This is a genomic window from Flavobacterium gawalongense (assembly GCF_007097265.1).
Lineage (GTDB): Bacteria > Bacteroidota > Bacteroidia > Flavobacteriales > Flavobacteriaceae > Flavobacterium > Flavobacterium gawalongense.
Map to the genome: position 1 here is coordinate 1 of NZ_VJZP01000035.1, position 20,821 is coordinate 20,821.

The 20,821-nt window shown below is 32.7% G+C and carries 11 protein-coding genes and 1 pseudogene; 3 read left to right on the forward strand and 9 right to left on the reverse strand.

Annotated elements, in window-relative coordinates; genetic code table 11:
• The first annotated feature begins 162 nt into the window (after positions 1-162).
• A complete protein-coding gene (locus FNW38_RS14870; protein ID WP_007137700.1) occupies positions 163-1,026 on the forward strand; it encodes a sigma-70 family RNA polymerase sigma factor in 864 nt (287 codons plus the stop codon).
• Between the two features lie 442 nt (positions 1,027-1,468).
• Positions 1,469-2,131: a ribulose-phosphate 3-epimerase gene (gene rpe, locus FNW38_RS14875; RefSeq protein ID WP_144064778.1), complete on the forward strand. Its 663-nt coding sequence runs from the start codon at positions 1,469-1,471 to the stop codon at positions 2,129-2,131.
• 80 nt (positions 2,132-2,211) lie between these two features.
• On the opposite strand, the gene FNW38_RS14880 is transcribed toward rpe, so the two are convergent.
• From FNW38_RS14880 to FNW38_RS14920, 9 genes are all read right to left on the reverse strand, one after another.
• On the reverse strand, positions 2,212-3,108 hold the full coding sequence (locus FNW38_RS14880) for a carbohydrate kinase family protein (RefSeq protein ID WP_144064777.1): 897 nt from the start codon (positions 3,106-3,108) through the stop codon (positions 2,212-2,214).
• A 68-nt stretch (positions 3,109-3,176) separates the two neighbouring features.
• Positions 3,177-4,331 carry a DUF4960 domain-containing protein gene (locus FNW38_RS14885; protein WP_144064776.1) on the reverse strand — a complete coding sequence of 385 codons (1,155 nt, stop codon included), beginning with the start codon at positions 4,329-4,331 and terminating at the stop codon, positions 3,177-3,179.
• A gap of 20 nt (positions 4,332-4,351) precedes the next feature.
• Positions 4,352-6,190 carry a DUF4960 domain-containing protein gene (locus FNW38_RS14890; protein ID WP_144064775.1) on the reverse strand — a complete coding sequence of 613 codons (1,839 nt, stop codon included), beginning with the start codon at positions 6,188-6,190 and terminating at the stop codon, positions 4,352-4,354.
• Positions 6,191-6,217: 27 nt separating this feature from the next.
• A complete protein-coding gene (locus tag FNW38_RS14895) occupies positions 6,218-7,924 on the reverse strand; it encodes a RagB/SusD family nutrient uptake outer membrane protein (protein WP_143386089.1) in 1,707 nt (568 codons plus the stop codon).
• A 10-nt stretch (positions 7,925-7,934) separates the two neighbouring features.
• Positions 7,935-11,012 (reverse strand): SusC/RagA family TonB-linked outer membrane protein, encoded by a 3,078-nt coding sequence (locus FNW38_RS14900; protein ID WP_144064774.1) that lies wholly within the window; start codon positions 11,010-11,012, stop codon positions 7,935-7,937.
• A 68-nt stretch (positions 11,013-11,080) separates the two neighbouring features.
• A complete protein-coding gene (locus FNW38_RS14905) occupies positions 11,081-12,679 on the reverse strand; it encodes a glycoside hydrolase family 32 protein (protein WP_144064773.1) in 1,599 nt (532 codons plus the stop codon).
• Positions 12,680-12,684: 5 nt separating this feature from the next.
• The gene (locus FNW38_RS14910; protein WP_144064772.1) at positions 12,685-14,004 is read right to left on the reverse strand and encodes a sugar porter family MFS transporter; all 1,320 of its coding nucleotides are present in this window, start codon (positions 14,002-14,004) and stop codon (positions 12,685-12,687) included.
• A 754-nt stretch (positions 14,005-14,758) separates the two neighbouring features.
• Positions 14,759-17,302: a GH32 C-terminal domain-containing protein gene (locus tag FNW38_RS14915; protein ID WP_144064771.1), complete on the reverse strand. Its 2,544-nt coding sequence runs from the start codon at positions 17,300-17,302 to the stop codon at positions 14,759-14,761.
• Between the two features lie 198 nt (positions 17,303-17,500).
• The gene (locus FNW38_RS14920; RefSeq protein ID WP_144064770.1) at positions 17,501-20,230 is read right to left on the reverse strand and encodes a substrate-binding domain-containing protein; all 2,730 of its coding nucleotides are present in this window, start codon (positions 20,228-20,230) and stop codon (positions 17,501-17,503) included.
• A gap of 318 nt (positions 20,231-20,548) precedes the next feature.
• Here FNW38_RS14920 and FNW38_RS14925 point away from each other — a divergent pair.
• Positions 20,549-20,755: pseudogene (locus tag FNW38_RS14925) on the forward strand (ribulose-phosphate 3-epimerase); the annotation flags it as partial.
• Between the last annotated feature and the right edge of the window lie 66 nt (positions 20,756-20,821).

Genomic DNA, 20,821 nt, shown 5'->3' on the forward strand with positions numbered 1-20,821 from the left:
ATGCTTTATAAATGTACAAACGACGAAAATTGTATTCGAAATGATTTTAGTCCGCATTACGGATAGTCATATAATAAAATTTATTTTCAAAACTATTGTAACTTTTTAGCAACCCCATACGTATAATCATTTGTACACTTAAAATTTAGGAGACAAAAAAACATGAGACAACTAAAAATCACCAAGCAGGTAACCAATCGTGAAACTGCTTCATTAGACAAGTATTTACAAGAAATTGGAAAAGTTGACCTTATTACCGCTGACGAAGAGGTAGAATTAGCACAAAAGATTAAAGCCGGTGACCAGAAAGCATTAGAGAAATTGACAAAAGCCAATTTACGTTTCGTGGTTTCGGTAGCAAAACAATATCAAAATCAAGGGTTAACCCTTCCCGATTTGATTAACGAAGGAAATTTAGGATTGATAAAAGCAGCACAACGTTTTGATGAAACACGTGGTTTCAAATTCATTTCGTATGCCGTTTGGTGGATTCGTCAATCTATTTTACAAGCATTGGCGGAACAATCCCGTATCGTTCGTTTGCCATTGAACAAAATTGGTTCTATCAATAAAATCAACAAAATGTACGCTTTATTAGAGCAATCTAACGAGCGTCCACCATCTGCTGAGGAAATTGCAAAAGAACTTGACATGACCGTAAATGACGTAAAAGAGAGTATGAAAAACTCCGGTCGTCACTTATCAATGGATGCGCCTCTTGTAGAAGGAGAAGATTCTAACCTTTACGATGTATTGCGTTCCGGTGAATCTCCAAATCCAGACAGAGAATTAATCCACGAATCATTGCGTACTGAAATCGAGCGTTCATTAGAAACATTAACTCCAAGAGAAGCTGATGTTGTTCGTTTATATTTTGGTCTAGGTGATCAACACCCAATGACATTAGAGGAAATTGGAGAAACTTTCGACCTAACTCGTGAGCGTGTACGTCAAATCAAGGAAAAAGCAATCCGCAGATTGAAACACACTTCCAGAAGTAAAATATTAAAAACCTACTTAGGTTAATTCACAATATTCCCCAATTAAAATCTTTAAAACTTAAATTTTTTAATTCAAAATGAACAACAGTTTGATTGACTGTTCGTTTTTTGATTGATGATTGAAACTCCGGCTGATTACCGGAGTTTTGCTTTTTCAGCAAAACTCCGGTCAGTTCGAGCTACGCTCTCGGGTTTCCGGAGTTTTATTTTTTGTCATTGCGAGGAACGAAGCAATCTCATCATTATTTTTTTTGGGCGTAACCCTCCGTAAAAACTTCGGGTCGGGCTTTCGGCTTTATCTCTCCGTTGCACTTCGAGGATACCGCCTCTATCCCTTACGCAAATTGCAGGATAACTCACGAGTTGTCCCTTCCCAAAAAAACTTTCGCCAATTGCTCTAAAAAAACTACTTTTGCACAAACAACAACTTAAGAATCTGAAATAAATTCAGATTAAACAACTACACAATGAAGAATACACTTATTGCTCCATCAGTTCTTGCTGCTGATTTTGCTAATCTGCAACGCGACATCGAAATGATCAACAACAGTGAAGCCGATTGGTTTCATATTGACATCATGGATGGCGTTTTTGTTCCAAACATTTCTTACGGAATGCCAGTTCTGGAAGCTATTACCAGACATGCAAAAAAAACAATCGACGTTCACTTAATGATTGTAGATCCAGACCGTTATATTAAAACATTTGCTGACTTAGGCGCTAATATTCTAAGTGTACACTACGAAGCCTGCACGCATCTTCACAGAACACTACAAGCCATCAAAGCAGAAGGAATGAAAGCTGGAGTCGCCATCAATCCTCACACCAATATTGATTTACTGGAAGACGTTATCAATGATATTGATTTGGTTTGCATCATGAGTGTGAATCCTGGTTTTGGAGGACAATCCTTTATAGAAAACACTTATTCGAAAATTGAAAAATTGAAAAATTTAATCACTCGAAAAGAGGCAACAACAATTATAGAAATTGATGGAGGCGTTACTAATAAAAATGCAAAACAACTTGTGGAAGCGGGAGCTGATGTTCTTGTGGCGGGAAGTTTTGTTTTTAAAGCGGAGAATCCAACAGTAACGATTGCCGATTTGAAGAAATTGACTTCTTTTTAGTCTTCACAATATTTTGCATAAAAAAGCCAAAGACATTGCTTCTTTGGCTTTTTTATAAATTTAATGCTTAAACTATTTTGTCAAAGCTTCATAAATTTGCTTATTTCTTTTTCGGAAATTTTAGGATTGGCTCCTTCATGACCAGCCACTAAAGCGCCAACAGCACAAGCATAATTCAACGATTTTTGTGGTGATTTTCCTCTAAGCAATTTGACTATCAGGGAGGCTAAGAAAGAATCCCCTGCACCTACAGTATCAACTACTTTTATAAAATAACCACTGTTGTAATAAAATTTATCATTGTAATACAAAACGGCTCCAAATGCCCCTTTGGTAACACAAACATGTTTCGTATTCGTTTTTTCAGCGATGAATTTAATGTTCTGCTCAAAGGAATTATAAGGTGATTCCAATTGCTGACTTATCTCATATAATTCTTCATCATTAAGCTTAATAAAATCAGCTTTTAACATCAACTCATTAAGTACGTCTGTGGTGTAATAAGGAGCTCTTAGATTAGCATCCAAAACTTTGTATTTTGCCTTATCCAAAAGATTATATAAAGTGGTTCTAGACACTTCGTCTCTGCATATCAAACTTCCAAAAACAAAAGCATCAGCTTCTGAAATAATTCTATCCATGAGTTCAGTTTGCACTATTTTATCCCAAGCAGATGGATATAAAATATCATAAGAAGCATTCCCTTTCTCATTAATCATCACATTTACGACTCCAGTTTTATATTCGTCTGCTATTTGAATTAAATCTGTACTAATATCATGATTATTAATAAAAGTCATAATTTTTTTTCCGTCTTCATCTGCTCCAACACGACTTATAATAGTTGTTTCAGCACCTAAAGAATTCATTCGAAGCGCAACATTCAATGGCGCTCCTCCAATTTTTTTATGCGTTGGAAAAAGATCCCATAAAACCTCCCCAAAGCTAACTACACTTAGCATGTATTTTGTATTCATCACTAAAAAATTTAAAAATTAAAGGGCAGGAAAAACCTGCCCAATAAAACCACAAGCTAAACAAATTATTATTTTGTACCTAAATAATCAATCGAATTTCGATATATCCCTTGTATATTAGATGCATATACATTAGTTCTTCCATCATTCATAGCCCATTCCATGCCACCAACACCTATTGCTATAATAGTACCCGCATAAACTGAATTCGATTTAAACTCAATAATACCTGGACAACATTCATCTCCTACTCCAGCCCAAACAGCAAGTACTTTGCCTCCATAAAGGTTTTCAAATTCTGCAAACTGTCCTTTTTGATGGCCTGGTCCAAGCAAAGATCCTAAATCCCACAGATTGTTATGATCTTCTTTGTATCCTCCATTAATTACTGGAAAATACCCATTTGAATCAGTAGAAATTACTTGAGTAAAGTTATAAATAGGATTGTTTCTTTGATCATTTTGGAAATTAACGCCACCATCAATGGCCCAAGTTCCTGCATCAACAAATCCAATACCATTTCCTTTTATAGTTAAAAGTCCACTTTTATCACGTCCTATTACTTCTGCATAACTAGTTGCCATTCCTCCTAAAAGCATTTTACCTCCTTCAACAACATATTGAATCAATATATTCTTTTTATCTAGGCTTTCTTGTGGCAAAGCAGATGTTCCTTGTGTATCATAAAAAAAGAAAACTACATTAACTGTTTTTAAAGAATTTAAAGTTAAATCAGAGAAAGGAATAAAAACAAATCTACTGCCATAAGTATCTTTAGCCCATTGAGCAGCAGCTTTTACGTCTTCGTCAACAATATTATCAATCGATGTTGCATCACTAACAAAAGCTATTTGATTAGGCAGTACACGTGCATTAATAATATAATGTCTGGTTTTACCCCCTGATATTGCAGTTACTTCAAGAGGGTTTGTCAAATCAACAGTTGTTCCTGATGCAGGATTTATAGTTACACCTTCTGGGGTTTTAATATCCAATACAACTGAAGCTAAATTTGTTTCAGAAGGCAAAACAAAATTAACAACTCCAGACAAATTATCTATCGTAGCACTTGTTTGACCTATTTTAATGGATTCAATTATATTCAAAGTACTTGGCAATTGATCGTCATAATTGAGACGTTCTTCACAAGAGTATGTGATTGTTGCTATTATTAGCAACAATACATACTTAAGCTGAAATGTGTTTATAAATTTATTTTTCATATTAAATTTTTTGAAATTAATTAATCGTTGTTTATGCTATATAAGTAATCAATAATATTTTTTGTGAAAACTTTTATATTATTTTGATAAGCATTTGTTGTACCGTTAGAATTCCATTCGTAACCCACAATAGTATTTGAAATTGTGAATAGGTGTCCTTTGTAATCTTTAGGTATTTGAGAATCAAATGATGCATCATTTGTCAAGTCCGTTCTTTTAAATTCAACTGCGCCGTATCCAAAAGCATCGCCAATATGTCTTAATGTCCCGAATTTAACAGCTGTCAACGTTTTTTCAAATTTAACCGCTGCATCTGAACCACAACAGCTTGGATTAAGAATTCCGTCAAAGTGTTGCCACCAGATTAATCTAACTTCTCTATTGGCGCTGTTTTGCAATGGTAAATATTCATTTCCAGTCCCTCCTTCAAAAGTCAAACCATTAAAAATTGCGTGAGTACGTCTGTTTCCAGAATTGTTTGCGTCTCTCATTCCCAATCCCCAAATATCGTTCGCAGGTTTACCTGTGTCATAACATCCTGATGCACCGGCACAACCAAATTCGGAGAACACATAATTTCCAGGTGCTCTTGCAGCTCCAAAATTAGCAGGAACTCTGCCTAAAGAAAAGATAAACGGACTAGGATCTCCAGCAATTAGCATATCACCACCACCTTTAACCCAAGATTTAAGAACATTTGCTTGAGAAGCTCCAGCTCTTAATGCCGCAGGTAACATTGTTGAAACATCGGATGGTGATGCTGAAAAATTTTGATTTTCTGAAGGAGTAAGATAATACAACATAGCAACCTTTACATCTCCAATATTTAGTGCTGAAATATCTGCAATTTTAATGTATTTAAAATCCGCACCATAGGTACTTTGCATCCAAGTTGCGGCAGCTTTTGCATCATCATCAACTAATGAACTTACATTATCTTCTAGTCCCAAAAAGGCATATTTTGTTGCTGCTATTGATTCAACTTTTACATTGTAAACCTTTGTTAAGTTTTCTTTGTTCTTAACTGTGTAAGTAACTGAACCATTACTGAAGTTTTGTGCAGCCCCAGAAGCAGGTGTTACCGTTTGATCTGCAGGTAATGTAATAACAGGTGCTAAATTAGTTAGGTTAGTTCCCGGCGGTAAAATTACCACAATTGAATTTGCAGTATTATCAACAATACCAACTGCACCATTAACCACAAATGAGTCGATTCTAGGCGCTTGTATTTGTGTAACCGTCACCGTATATTGTTTAGCGGTGTATCCATTATTTGATAAAACAGTATACACTTTTGGAGAAGTAAAATCTCTGGCAACTCCAGAGGCAAAATCTACAGTTGTTCCTTCAGCAATTACAAATGAAGGTGCTAAATTACTCAAGTCCCCTCCTTGACTACCAATCTCAACTTTAATTGTTTTATTTACTTCATCAATTATACCCAATTTATCCCCAATAGAGAATGATAATATCTTAGGATCACCATAAGCTGCTATACTAGCAGTATAGGTTCTATGAGCTCCATTTGTTGAAACTACCTCAAAGGTTACTGGACCATTACTAAAATCTATTGTAGATCCTGAGGCTGGTGTTACTGAAGCAGATTCTGGAAGTCTAATTTCAGGTTTAACATTTTTCAAATCAGTTCCAGATGGTAATGTCATTGTAATCGTACCAATAGTATGATTAATATCGGCATATTTAGATCCTACTTTAAAAGATTGAACAATAGATTCCGTATAATCCGGAACATTGTCCGAAAAATTATCATCTTTTTCACAAGAGATTACAGCAAAGATAAGCATCATAAAGGCTATTGCTATTTTATAAATAGACCATTGATTTTGAATTGTTTTCATATTTTTTGATATTTGGTTAGTTTTTTATTAGTATCCAGCTCTTTGTTTATATACCCCTGCACTTGCATCAATTTCAATTTGCGGTATAGGTAAATATTGTTCATGAGATTGTAATGAAGCACTTTGTAAATAGGTACGACGTGTTTTTTCAACCTGAATATAATTGCTAACATATTGTTCAGCAATACCCCATCTCACTAAATCATAGAAACCATGTCCTTCGTTAGCTAATTCTAATCTTCTTTCCATTCTAAGGGCTTTTCTTGCGGCATCCTGAGATAATGATAATGGATATAGATTTATTAAATAATTTGCCGCATTTTGAGATGGATTATTAAAATCTTTCACATAAGGTGAATTTTTTGCTCTATTTCTTATTTCATTAATTATGGCAACCCCACCAGAAACATTTGAACTCGACTCGATTAAGGCTTCAGCTTTCCATAACAATAAATCACTGTATTTGATAATAGGAAAGTCTAAATTACCTAGTGCCCAAGGAAACCCTGTAGGATTTGAAGCTAAACCGTTTGAATTTGGAGAAATTACATTTTTCTTACCTTCGAAATAACCGTAAGTTGCGGGATCTCTACTCCAGTCTGGTTGTTGTGGTCTAGCTGCCCAATCTTTCCAAGTAATACCTGGTCTTCCTATTTCGTGATCTAATCTTGGATCTACTAAGTCTGTTGGAGTTACATTTGCATTATTATAACTGTCAAATAGCGGAAGCCCATCTGCGCCAACTTTAAAAGCATTTACAAGATTTTGTGAAGGTTTATCAAAACCATCCCCATTTAAATAAGGGTTTTTAATATCATCTCCAGGACTATCAGGTGCATTTAATAAATTTCCAAAATTTAGATTTCCAAATTGAGAACCATCATTTATAGAATACTGAACTGCAAATATGTTTTCACGATTTCCGTAACCTGGTATTGAATATAATTTTTCGACATCGGTTACTAATCCATATTTTCCAGAATTAATCACATAGTTTGCGCTTACAATTGCCTCAGTCCATTTTTTTTGAAAGACTTGTGCTTTACATAAGTAGGCATAAGCCACCACTTTGTTTACTCTGCCTAATTCTGTTTGTGTATCTGGTAAAAGAGCAATCGCATCGGTTAAATCACCTTCAACTTTAGACCACATAAAGCTGAAATCAAAAGAATTTGGTGTCTTGTTAATGTCTGCAATTGGAGTGTTTTCATCATACCAAACTATAGACCCAAAATTTTTAATTGCTTCAAAATAAAAATGAGCTCTTAAAACTTTTAGTTCTCCTATTCTTGCTTTCTTATTAGGAAATTTAGCTTCATCTATTGTATTAATAGTTCTTAAAGCCGAATCCACTCTTTTAATTCCAAAATAAATCGCTCTCCAAACATTGTAAGCATTTTCACTTGAAGGGAATAAATCGTGTGTTTCAAGCTGATGCATTCCTCCTCCAGGATTATCACCAGTTCCACCACCACCTTTATAGGCATCACCACAACGAATATCGCTTGTTGCCCAATTGGATGGCGCGTGGTCAAAAGGCCATAAGTCTCTAAATTCTCCTGTATTATATCGATAATCAAGTGCGCTATATGCCGCTATTACTAATTGTTCAGGATCAATATTATCTGCCGATAATACATAATTCTCCTTTACATCTAAATCACTGTCATTTACGCAAGAAAGCAATTGCATGCTTATCATTAAAGTAAATACTATTTTAAATTTTGTTTTCATAATTAAGATTTTAAAAATTTGCGTTAATTCCGAAAGTCATCGATTTTGTATGAGGAATTCCATAACCTGCCACACCAATTCCACCCGCACTTAAACCAGAAACCTCATAGTCAAAGCCCGTAAAAGAAGTTAGTGAAAACAAATTTTGTCCCAGTAGATAAAATCTCAATTTATTCATTCCTAACCTTTTTGATAAAGCTTTATCAAAATTATACCCTAATGTTATTGTTTTCAGTCTGATATAAGAACCATTTTCAACATAATAACTTGAAGGTTGCAACTCATTATTACTATTTAATGTTGACAATGCTGGTATATTTGAATTAGCTTTACTTGGTGTCCAAGCGTCTAGAGTATTTGTATTATGATTAAAACTGAAATAATCAAAATCGCCTATTGCACGCTGTGCATTATACAAATCATTTCCTTGTTTTCCGTCAAAAAACAGTGTTATGTCGAATCCTTTATAAGAAGAATATAAGTTTATTCCATATATGAAATCGGGATGTGGGTTGCCAATGATTGTTCTGTCAAATTGGTCAATTTTTCCATCAAAATTAATATCTCTATATCTAATTTTACCTAATGCTTTTCCAGGTTGATCCGCATGAACAGCAACTTCTTCAGGAGTTCTAAAAAGACCATCAGCAATTAATCCGTAAAAAGAAGCTATTGGCGACCCTTTTTTAGTTATTGACACTCCATTTAGTAAAAAATTTGACTCTGTATCTAAACTTTCTACGTTATTTTTATAAGTTGAAAAATTCAAATCAATCCCATATTTAAAATCATTTGCAGGATTACTTTTGTAGCTCAACACAGCTTCAAAGCCTTTATTACTTACCGAACCTGCATTAATTAATGGAGGTTGACTTTCTCCATTTATAGATAAAGCAATTGGTCTTAGAATTAGGTCATTGGTTGTTTTTATATAGAAATCCGATTGTAACGAGATTCTTTCATTAAAAAATCCTAAATCAAATCCTACGTTGTATTGTTCTGTTGACTCCCATTTAAGATCAGGATTAGCCTGACGAGATTGCAAGACACCACTTGCAGTACCCAAACCTGTTCCACTAATGTTGTAATCTGAAAACTCGACTACATTGCCTACAGTATTATCCACATAACTTGAAAGATAGGAGTAGTCAGCTATTTGATCATTTCCATTTATACCCCAAGATGCTCTTAATTTAAAATTAGAAACGTATTTATTTTCCATTAAAAATTTCTCGTTTTTTGCATTCCAAGCTAAAGAAGCTGAAGGGAAAATACCGTATTTATTGTTTTCTCCAAAACGTGAGGATCCATCTCTTCTCACAGTACCCGATACAATATATCGATCATCAAAGACATATTTAAGAGACCCAAATTGTGAAATCTTAAATGCTTCTACCTTTCCTACTAATGTTTTATATTGTGCATTATCATTAATCACATAGCCTGCAGGATCAGTAATATTTACTCCATTAATTTGGTTATTATTAAAATTTTCTTCTCTTGCTGAATTTTCTATACCAGCCAATATTGATACTCTATGTTTTCCAAAACTTTTATCATATTTTAAAGTATTAGTGAAAATGGTAGCTAAATAATCATTATCCACATCATCAGTAGTGATTTTCTGAAATACTGATGGAATTACGCCATTTGCAGAAAAAGCTTCAGTTGCAGTGTTAAATTTATAAGTTCCTTTATCAAAATTTAAAGTCGTATTGAATACCAATCCTTCTATAATTTTAAAATCCAAATAAGCATTCCCTAAAAACCTTTGATTCTTTTGTTCATTTTTTCTATTACTCCATAAATTTGCTACGGAGTTTGGTTTGTCTTGCATACCTCCAGTTATAATTGTGGCATAATCCCCTAGATTAGAATATACAGGGAGCATTGGGTTTTGAAGAATGGCATTTTCAAATTCATTTGCTTTTACTTCATTAAATTTAGAGTACAAGAAATTTTCACCAATGGTAACTCTGTCTTTAAATAATTTATAAGAAGTGTTTATTCTGGCATTAAACCGATCATAACTGGTATATCTTTGAATACCATTGTCTTCCGAGTAACTCAATTGGGTGTATAAACTTAAGTTTTCTGTTCCTTTACGATATCCAAAATCGGTGTTGTTCGAAAATGTATCGTTTGTAATTTCATTTACCCAATTCGTATTGGCCGCTGTTTGCAAACCATTTGGATCCAAATATTGAGGTATGGTAAAACCCGGACCATTATTAATTAAAACGGGATGAGTTGGAGCGGCAATTCCAGCACCTTGTTGTGCTTGGTATTCCACATCCGCCCATTGTTGCGAATTAAGTAAGCTGATTTTATCTCTTAACTTATTGACAGTTATTTCGGATTTGAAACTAAATTCAGAAACTCCTTTTTTACCTTTCTTGGTTGTAACTACAATTACTCCATTTGCGGCAGAAGTCCCATAAATAGCTGCTGATGCGCCATCTTTTAATACTTGAATTGATTCAATTTCTTCAGGATTTAATGAAGATGAACTTGTAGTTTGAACTCCGTCGATTACCCATAGCGGAGCAGAACCACTTGTCACTGTAGTTAATCCTCTAATAATAATTTGAGAATCATTCCCTCCAGGCGTACCTCCAGAATTGATTTGCAAACCAGCAACTCTACCTTGTAAAGCTGTTAAAATATTAGGAGTAGCCTCTTGAGAAATATCGGCAACTTTGACAACCGAAATAGCACCAGCTATATCTGATTTTTTTTCTTTTGTATATCCAACAACAATAACTTCTAAAAGATTATTCGAACTAGATTGTAATTTAATACTGTAAGTAATTTTTGAAGTTACTTTTATTTTAGCTTCTAGGTAACCAATAAAAGAAACTATCAAATTTGCTCCTTCATTAGCAGAAATTTTAAATTTACCATCTATATCTGAAGTGGTCACATTTTTTGAGCCCTCAACAAGAATATTAGCTCCTGGTAATGGTTGACCGTCGTCTGATAAAACAGACCCATTAATTTGTCTTTGTTGCCCTGAAGCAATAAACACCAAGAAAAACAAACATAGTGACAATATGTTTTTCTTATTTTTAAAATACTTGATTTTCATACATTTATAGTTTTAGTTGTTAGTTTATAAATTTGTTTTTCATTCTTCAATCTGCTTTTTCACATCTATTATTTACTATTTAGTTGGTTTATCAATACATTTTTAAGTTCAAAATCAGAATTTGCTTTAGCTATTGAAAAAGAATCCATTGGTTTATCCGAGAAATAAATTTCAGTCATAACCGTTTTTCCATTATCATAAAATATTTCGATTGAGGTCTTATCGATAACCACTCTCACTTCGATTGAATTAAAATCTGTTGTAATGGGTGCTGTTGAAATTTTCTTTGCAAATTCATCAGAGAAAGAGGTTTGGCTTACATTTTTTCTATCAATATAGAAATACTTCTCTTTTTTATTAATTCCAAAATGAATGGCATTATTTTCTTTATTGGAAAGGATAAAATCATACTTATCCTCCTTTAAACCATTGATAGTAAAACGAATGTCCAATCTTGACATGTCTACAGTAGATTGGTCAACAATTACAGTAGTTTTATCAATGGCAAGAAGATCCTTTTTAATAGTCTTTGAAATATACTTTTCCAATTCCTTTACTGGCTGAGAAACAATTCTATAATGACCCTCAGTGTTTGTAAGTTTCAATTCTCTTGGAATGGTCATAGCACTTCTCCATTTTTCAGTAGGAACTTTATCAGCATATTGCCAATTGGACATCCAACCTATAAATAATTTACGACTATCAGAATCCGGAATATTTGACCAAGTAACTCCTGCGTAATTATCCTTGCCGTAGTCAACCCACAAAGCTCCAAATTGGTTTAAATCTTGAGTAAATGAATCATTTAGCGTAAAAGTTTTTCCGTCGAAATCACCGACAAAATATTGAGTAGCCGATCCTCCATTTGGACCTCCGGGATTAATACTTTGTAAAAGCACCCATTTCATTTCGGTTGAGCCTTCAACTTTAATAGGAAAAAAATCCGGGCACTCCCAAGGCGCTCCATGCGCTCCAAGATTCTTGCCAAATCCAGAAGCCAATTCCCAGTCAATTAAATTGGAAGAACGATATATTTTAGTTTCAACATCGGCAGCAAGAACCATTATCCATTGATTATGAATGGCATCCCACGTCATTTTTGGATCTCTAAAATCTTTAATATTCGGGTTTTTAATTACCGGATTATTCTTGTATTTTGTCCAAGTCATTCCTTCATCTAAAGAATAAGCAATAGCCTGTGATTGAAAATCAGTTGCTCCTGCTTTTGCTTTTACAGCATCGTGATAAGTAAACATTGCTACAATTGGCGGATTTTTTAAACTCCCAAAACCAGAGGTATTATTTACATCAACTACTGAACTTCCTGAAAATATATACCCCATCTCATCTGGATAAAGTGCAATTTTTTCTTCTTTCCAAGTGATCATGTCTTTACTTGTTGCGTGTCCCCAATGCATCGGTCCCCAAACAGTAGCATCTGGATAATACTGAAAACACAAATGATACAAACCTTTATAGAAAAACATCCCATTGGGGTCATTCATCCATCCACTTTTAGGTGAGAAATGAAAATTGGGTCTATATAATTCTTCATTGGTCGCTACTTTTTCATTACTTGTTTTAGTAGAACTACAACTATTCATTACAACCAGTATTAGCATAAAAAACATTCTTTTAAAAATTCCTATTTTTGATATATTCATCATAATTCTTATTTATTAATTAATGCTTTACTTACCTCTTCCAAAGAAATTCCTTTGGTTTCCGGCATCATAAAAATTACAAACAGCAATTGAAAAACCATCATAAAAGCAAAAAAGGCAAATACATTTCCAACGCCAAAACTTGTAAAAAGGATGGGTACCATCGAAGGGATAATAGCTGCTAAAACCCAATGAACAGAACTTCCAAATGATTGTCCGGATGCTCTCAAATGATTGGGAAATATTTCAGAAATAAAAACCCAAATAACAGCTCCTTGTCCAATTGCGTGAGATGCAATGAAGAGAAATAAAAACCCCGGCACTGCCAGTCCAGTCCAGTTTAAGTAAAAAGAAGTTGCCACCATTGAAAGTGAGAAAATATAACCAATAGATCCGAAGATCATTAATTTGCGTCTTCCTAATCTATCAATAAGATAAACTCCAATTAGTGTAAAGATTAAATTTATAAAACCGATACCTATACTACTCAACAAGGCTGTTTTTGCACCTAATCCTGCTTCTTCAAATATTCTGGGAGCATAATATAGAAAGGCATTAATTCCTGATAATTGATTAAAAGCTGCAATCAAGAAAACCAATATTAGTTGAAAACGGTATTTTTTCATAAAAATATTTTCGTCCAAAAGAGTACCATTACTATTATTACTTAGATCATCCATAATACTTTGAACGTCTTCTTTTGAACCAATTTTATCAAAAATAAGTTTTGCTTCTTCAGTTCTAAGCATTGAATACAACCATCTTGGACTTTCAGGAATACTAAATGCCATTAGAGTATAAATTATGGACGGAAAAACCTGAACTCCTAGCATCCATCTCCAAGCATTTAGTCCTATATCACTTAAAAGATAATTTGATAAAAAGGCACAAAGTATACCAAATACAATATTAAATTGATACAATCCCACTAAACGCCCTCTATCCTTGGCAGGTGCGATTTCAGATATATAAGCTGGTGCAGCAATTGTTGAAGCTCCAATACCTAAACCCCCAAGAAATCTAAAAAAGGCAAAAACAAACGGATCGTTTGAAAGCGCTGAACCAGCAGCCGAAATAGAAAATAAAACGCCTATAATTAATAAGGTCTTTTTTCTGCCTAACTTATTTGTTGGAATTCCTCCAAAAATTGCCCCAATAACTGTTCCCCAAAGCGCCATTGCCATTACTACAGAACCATGAAAAACATCACTTGAATTCCATAACAACTGTAACGTTTTGTCTGCGCCTGAAATCACTACAGTATCGAAGCCAAATAGAAATCCTGCGAAAGACGCAATGATTGACCATCTCAAAATTTTATTATTCATAAATCATGTTTTTAATTATTATCAAACTTATTATTAAACAGTAAGATAACGTTTTCGTAATGTATCCATTTACTTCAAATTTGTTACACAAAACATAATGTATTGATATTAAGCACTTTAAGATACATGCAAAATATGATTCTATAGTATTGTAACATGGAATTATGATTTCGAAACAAAAAACAAATTAAAAAACAAGTTTTAAATAATTTAAGTGGCTTAAAATTGCATATAGTGTTTTTTTCTCTAATTATTTACACTTATATCAATAGTATCACTTGAAAAAAAATACAAATAGTGGGATTATTACTTTAATGATTTTCTAATTTGACTATCCCCAACGTGTCCCAATGTTTATTTTTGCCACGGATTTTTTCAGATTATCACAGATTTGAGAAAGAAAACCAAAAAACACGATGGTTCAGAATTTAATAACATACTTTATAATACCTTAAAGCAGAATTTCGCCTTAAACCTCTTATGCTACTGAATAAAATATCCAAAAAAAGGCACTAAAAAATAGATTATACAATACTATTTTTAAATATCATTGTATAATCTATTCAAGATGAGAGATGGTATTCACCACCATAGAAGATTATTTCAATTGGATTACATATCCATCTTTAGCGAATGTAGAATGCGTTTTGTGTAAAATTTTCGTTTAATTTGGTTAATAATTGCTGCGATTGTACTTAATTTATATACAAAAAGACAAACAATAACACAAACTACTAATTTTAATTTCTCATTATTATTCCACGATTATTTTAGCATCAAACAATTCATTTTTCAATAGACCCTTAATTATGTAAACACCCCTGATGGCTTTATTTCCATTATCCATAATACCATCCCAATTAATTATTAGATCATTGGCATCTACTATTTTTTCAATCTTTTTAACAGGAAACCCCGTTATGTCAAAAATATAAGCATAAACAGGAGTCGCCACAGTTATATCACTAAATTTAATGTTGAAATTATCACTTGACGGATTCGGAAAAACAACTGGATGAATTATTTCATTTTTTTTTTCGATACGCTTTGATGCAGATGCAACTCCACCACCTTGAATATTGTATATTTTTAAGTCAGTTGCAGTTGCAGCACCGCCCTGAGCATATAAATCAATTAAATTATTCCCGGTTGAAGGAAAAGATCGTGTTGCAAAAGCTAATTCTTCATTAACAAAAACCTCTATTACAGACGCATCGACAAAAATCCTCCAATTAATATTTCCTGCCGGCAATACATAATTAGTAGATTGATTAGATAGCGGAACCCCTGTAAAAATTGAAGATTTACTTCTATCCACAACAAAACTACTTGTTGTAAAATCATAGTAAATTAATGTTTGTTCACCAGTTGCGGTATTTTTATTTAGAGAAAAACCAACTTTTGTAGCAGTTCCAGGATTAATAGTAGCAACGATTTCATATTGAGATCCTGTTGAATTATTTAATACATTTGAGCTGTTTTGGTCAAAAACTATATTTGTGAAATTTTTAGAAGCTCCTCTAAGGCTTAATACATTTGGATGTGGAACTTGTTTTATTTTACCATTAACAAGTGTCCAAACTCTAGGTAAACTAAATGTGTGCGCCCAGCCTTGCTCTTTTTGTTTTGCAGAAGTAACGCCATCTGGAATAATTCCAATTGCTGTTAAATTGCCATTTGCATCAGGATGAATAGAAGGCGATAATAATTGATTGATTACATCTAATCGTTCAGGAACGGGATTATCCCTAACGAATTGCGATCCATTAAAATTCCCAGTCCAATATAACGCATTTGCATTAGGAAGCTTATTAATCAGCACAATTGATTTCGTACCAAAATTATAATAAATGGGCATTTCCCAAAAATCTCCAGTTCCATCTACTGAAGGATTTCCCTCTAACATTGTACCTTGAGCTGACCATTGTTTGAAATCTGAAGAAGTAGATTTATACAAATACAATGCTCCTCTTGGTGTTCCACTTCTTAAACCAGTACCAATCATCAAATACCATTCTGAATTGTGTTGAAATACAAAAGGATCTCTAAAATCCGCGTTTGCAGAAGAAGTTGGCGCATTTGGTATAATAGCAGAAGAATTTTTTGTCCAGGTATCGTAAGGAGCTGCTGAAGTTGCAAGTCCTATTGCAGCTTTAGCTTTATTTACACCAGTATAAAAAATAAAGGGTTGACCATTGCTTATTATTGCGTGTCCTGACCAAATCCCTACTTCGTCAAATCCAGGTTGAGGCCATAAAATTTGTGTTTTTTCTTCCCAGCTTACTAAATCACTACTCACATAATGTCCCCAATTTATATGCTCTAAATATGGCCCATTGAAATTTCTTTGACTAAACATATGGTATTTATTGTCAATATATAGCAATCCGTGCGATTCATTAGTCCAACCCGCAGATGGAAGTAAATGATATTTTGGTCGATGAATATCATTGGCAAATCGAACCGCAGTCGGGATTTTAAGATCCGGATCTGATGGTGTAAATTTATTGTACTGACTTAGTATCTCGGCAGCTGTTAAGTCTTTATTCCAAAGTGCTACTTGATCTATTGCTCCTGTTAAACCATTGGTGTCAAATCCAGCGATTGTTTTAGATTTTGATTCTTTTCCAATATAAATGGTGGCGTTATTATCCCATAAAAGTGTCCCAATATCAAACGTGACACTTTTTATTTGAACACCATTTAGATATAATGAAGCCGTTCCGCTTGAAGCATTTATATTTAATGCAATATAACTCCACTTTTTAAGCGCTACTTCTTGATCAGAAATAATTTGAATCACATTTGTCCCAACTTTAAATTGACCAATAACTTTTCCGTGATGATTTATCCCTAAGGCAATTCCAGAACTATTGGATGTGTTTACATTTGAAAAAATAGCAGCGTTTGTATTTTCGGTAATTGGATCTAAATCTTTTCTTTGAACAGGAAAAGCTGCTGGTGCAATCCAGCCAGAAACACATACTTTTGATGTAGGATAAGTTACACTTGCATTTCCGGTAGCCCATCCATAAAAGCCATTAACTCTTAATGAATTTCCTTCTACGCCGACAATTCGTTCAGCTGAACCAGAAGGCCCATTGATAGTAAAACTTGCATTCGTTTTAGTTTCTGATAGTGTTTGTCCAGAAGTCTCATTAAAATTAAATGATAAAAGTTCTGTAGCCAAATTAGGGTTCGGATTAGGGTTCGGACTCGGATTCGGACTCGGATCATTCTGGGATTTACATCCAATAAGTATAAGTCCTGACAGGATAATTGTTATGCACTTTTTCATTTTATACTATTTTTTTTATAAAATTACTAGAATACTCTAATGAACTAATTAAGTATTGTTACACATGCCTAGTAATTTTTTTTAAAAAAAATAACTCCCATAAAACAAGGAGTTAAGAAAAAATAATTCTACAAAATCAATAAAAAAAGACACTAAAAATCAGTATATCTATAAAAATGTTACATTGTTTTAGCACAATTAATTATTTCTAAAGTCTTTTGGGGGTATTCCGTACTTAGTTTTAAAAGTAGTTGAAAAATAATTAGGAGAAGCAAAACCGCAAGAATAGGCAATCTCAGAGATGTTCATTGTTGTGGTCATTAATAGCTCTTTTGCTTTCTCTAATCTAAAATTATTAATATAATCTCCAACACCTATACCCAAAACTGCTTTTACTTTTCTATAGAGTTGCACTCGTGAAATATTTAATTTACTGGCAAGATTTTCAACAGAAAAAGAGGAGTCATCAATGTTTTTTTCTAAAATCAAATTAATCTTATTCAAAAATTCTCTTTCAATTAAGCTGAGTCCATCAGTTTCAATTTTATTTATATTGTTAGTATAATAATACCGTAACTTTTCTCTGTTAAACAGTAGTCCTTTTATGGATTGCTTTAATACTTTCAGATTAAAAGGTTTTGTTAAAAACAAATCTGCTCCAGCTTCTAATGACTTTATATAAGTATTATTATCATCCATTGCAGTTAAAATGATTACAGGTATATGGGAAGTAATCATATTCGTTTTTAAAGCTTCGCAAATTTCAAAACCATTCTTTTCTGGTAAATTTAAATCACAAACTACAATATCTGGCATTAACTCCAAGGCCATTTCTATTGCTTTGGTTCCGTTGCATCTGCTAACTATGTAATCTTCTTTTAATTTTGCAGCAATAAAATCCAGTAAATCAACATTATCCTCAATAATTAAAAGAGAAGGTTTGTTTTCCGTAATTAGGGATTCCGTACTAGGTGTTAATTCAGTTTCCAAATACTCATATCCATTTTCACTATCTGAAAAATAAGTACTTTCATTAATAATTTTTGATTTATCGATATGGTCATCTCCTAATTTTAAATAAACAGAAAATTCGGCACCATTTATAGAACTTACTTCGATAGATCCTTCGTGCAGATCAACAAAGTTTTTAGATAAATTCAATCCAATACCCGAACCGTTTCTATAGTTATTAGAACCTTGGAAAAAGGGACTGAAAATTTGATTTATTTCCTTTTCAGGAATGCCAATACCGGAATCTTTAAAATTAATTTTAACAAGCCCTTTGCCTTTTTCTTGACTTATTTTAAGTTCAATTTTACCTCCATCCGGAGTGAATTTAAAACAATTGGACAATAGGTTATAATAAACCTTATCTATCAAATTGGCATCAAAATAAACTTCTAAACCCTCATTATCAGTTTCAATTGTATAATTTATTTTTCTTTTTTTGGCCTCTCTTTTAAATTCCTTAAACATATTAACCGAAAATTCCCAAAGATTGTTTTTGGATAGTTTCAGAGTGAATTTTTTATCCTCAACCTTTCTAAAATCCAACAATTGATTAATCAATCGAAGTAATCTCAAAGAATTATTATACATAATGTCTAAATCTTTTTTAACAGAATAACTTTTATTTTTAAATTCATCGTGTAAAGATTCAACTGAACTTAATATTAGGGTTAAAGGGGTTTTAAATTCATGTGATATCCCCGTAAAAAAATTAATTTTGGATTCATTACTTTCTTTAAGTTTCTCAACAAATTTTTCAATTTCATTTCTTTGTTGAATGATTTTTGTATTTGTTTCCTCTAATAACTTTTTTTTCTTTTTTATTGAAAATACGGAATAAATACTAAAAAGACCTAAACAGAAAATTACTACTAGAAGAAAGGTCAGCAATTTAATTAAATTATATAATGTTAGGTATTTCTTTTCTTGTTCTTTGATTACATTCTGTTGTGTTTCAATATTAGATTGTTGTTGAGTCACTTTGTCAAATTGATTGCTCATTATATCAGCATTTAAGGAGTCAATCAAAATTGTGTTAAGAATATTATTCTTAGAGACTATTTCTTTATTTGCAAGTTTAATTGCCAGCTTTATCGCTTCGCTACCGCCAGTTGGATATAATATAGTTGCAGTTAACTTACCATCTTTAACCGCTTGTATTCCTCCATTTGGATCATTCAATCCGTCTATCCCTATAAATTTTATATTTTTTTCTCTACCTTTTCGTTTTGCTGCTTCCCATGCTTGAAGCGCAATAATATCATTAAAAGCAAAGACATAATCTATTTTTGGCATACTGTCCAAGACCTTACTAAAATTATTATTTAGTGATGCCAAATTTGGAGCAGTTATACTTATCTTTTTAATGTTTGGATATTGGTCGATAATTTGTTTAAATCCTAAACTTCTCTCCACGCCAGGTGAAATATCAGTCGTTGCCTTAATTTCAAGAATATTGGCATGAGCTTTAGACATAGAAACAATATATTTTCCTGCAATATGTCCAACTTCTACATTATCAGCTCCTAAAAATGAAGCATAATTTGATGTATTAACTTTTCTATCAACTATAATTACAGGTATTCCTTTTTTATTTGCTTTTTCGATTACTGGCACTATAGAATCTGAACCATATGGAGCTACTATTAATACATCCACTTGGTTTTCAATCAATTTTTCAATATCTTTAATCTGTTTTTTTGTACTGCCATTTGCATTGTAAATAGTTAAGTCTATTTCTGGATGAAGCGAAGCCTCAACCATCATTGTATTATCCATAGATTTTCTCCAGCTATCATCTTCAGAGATACTTTGTGAAAATCCAATGAAAACTTCTTTTTTATCTTTATCAGATGATTTGCAGGAATTCAATATATATAAGAAACTTGCCAGCAGTATAAAACAAACTCTTCTTGACATACGATTTATGGTTTATTAATATAGATATTTAGAGTAATTAATAGCTATTCTTGTAGTTGATTATCTGAATTCTTATGACTGCAAATAATTTACAGAATTATAATACAGAATTCTTGAAATTTCAAAAATTGTTCCTGATTTATGATAATTTCAATGGTGTAGTAATTGTTCTTTTTTTGTTGAACTAATATCATTTTCTTTTGAGTATAAAATGATTTCTACAATTATAGACAAATATATAAAAATATGGCATTACTATTTCATTTTACATAACGATTTTCTTTTTAAGAACTGATCGGCAGTTTTTTATCGAAAAGTACTTATTCGAAAATTGAAAAATTGAAAAATTTAATCACTCGAAAAGGAGCAACAACAATTATAGAAATTGATGGTGGCGTTACTAATAAAAATGCAAAACAACTTGTTGAAGCCGGAGCTGATGTTCTTGTGGCGGGAAGTTTTGTTTTTAAAGCAGAAAATCCAATAGTAACGATTGCCGATTTGAAGAAATTGACTTCTTTTTAGTCTTCACAATATTTTGCATAAAAAAGCCAAAGACATTGCTTCTTTGGCTTTTTTATAAATTTAATT

Coding starts and splice junctions, on each gene's coding strand:
- FNW38_RS14870 (WP_007137700.1), top strand. CDS start 163: ATGAGACAACTAAAAATCACCAAGCAGGTAACCAATCGTGAAACTGCT.
- rpe (WP_144064778.1), top strand. CDS start 1,469: ATGAAGAATACACTTATTGCTCCATCAGTTCTTGCTGCTGATTTTGCT.
- FNW38_RS14880 (WP_144064777.1), bottom strand. CDS start 3,108: ATGAATACAAAATACATGCTAAGTGTAGTTAGCTTTGGGGAGGTTTTA.
- FNW38_RS14885 (WP_144064776.1), bottom strand. CDS start 4,331: ATGAAAAATAAATTTATAAACACATTTCAGCTTAAGTATGTATTGTTG.
- FNW38_RS14890 (WP_144064775.1), bottom strand. CDS start 6,190: ATGAAAACAATTCAAAATCAATGGTCTATTTATAAAATAGCAATAGCC.
- FNW38_RS14895 (WP_143386089.1), bottom strand. CDS start 7,924: ATGAAAACAAAATTTAAAATAGTATTTACTTTAATGATAAGCATGCAA.
- FNW38_RS14900 (WP_144064774.1), bottom strand. CDS start 11,012: ATGAAAATCAAGTATTTTAAAAATAAGAAAAACATATTGTCACTATGT.
- FNW38_RS14905 (WP_144064773.1), bottom strand. CDS start 12,679: ATGATGAATATATCAAAAATAGGAATTTTTAAAAGAATGTTTTTTATG.
- FNW38_RS14910 (WP_144064772.1), bottom strand. CDS start 14,004: ATGAATAATAAAATTTTGAGATGGTCAATCATTGCGTCTTTCGCAGGA.
- FNW38_RS14915 (WP_144064771.1), bottom strand. CDS start 17,302: ATGAAAAAGTGCATAACAATTATCCTGTCAGGACTTATACTTATTGGA.
- FNW38_RS14920 (WP_144064770.1), bottom strand. CDS start 20,230: ATGTCAAGAAGAGTTTGTTTTATACTGCTGGCAAGTTTCTTATATATA.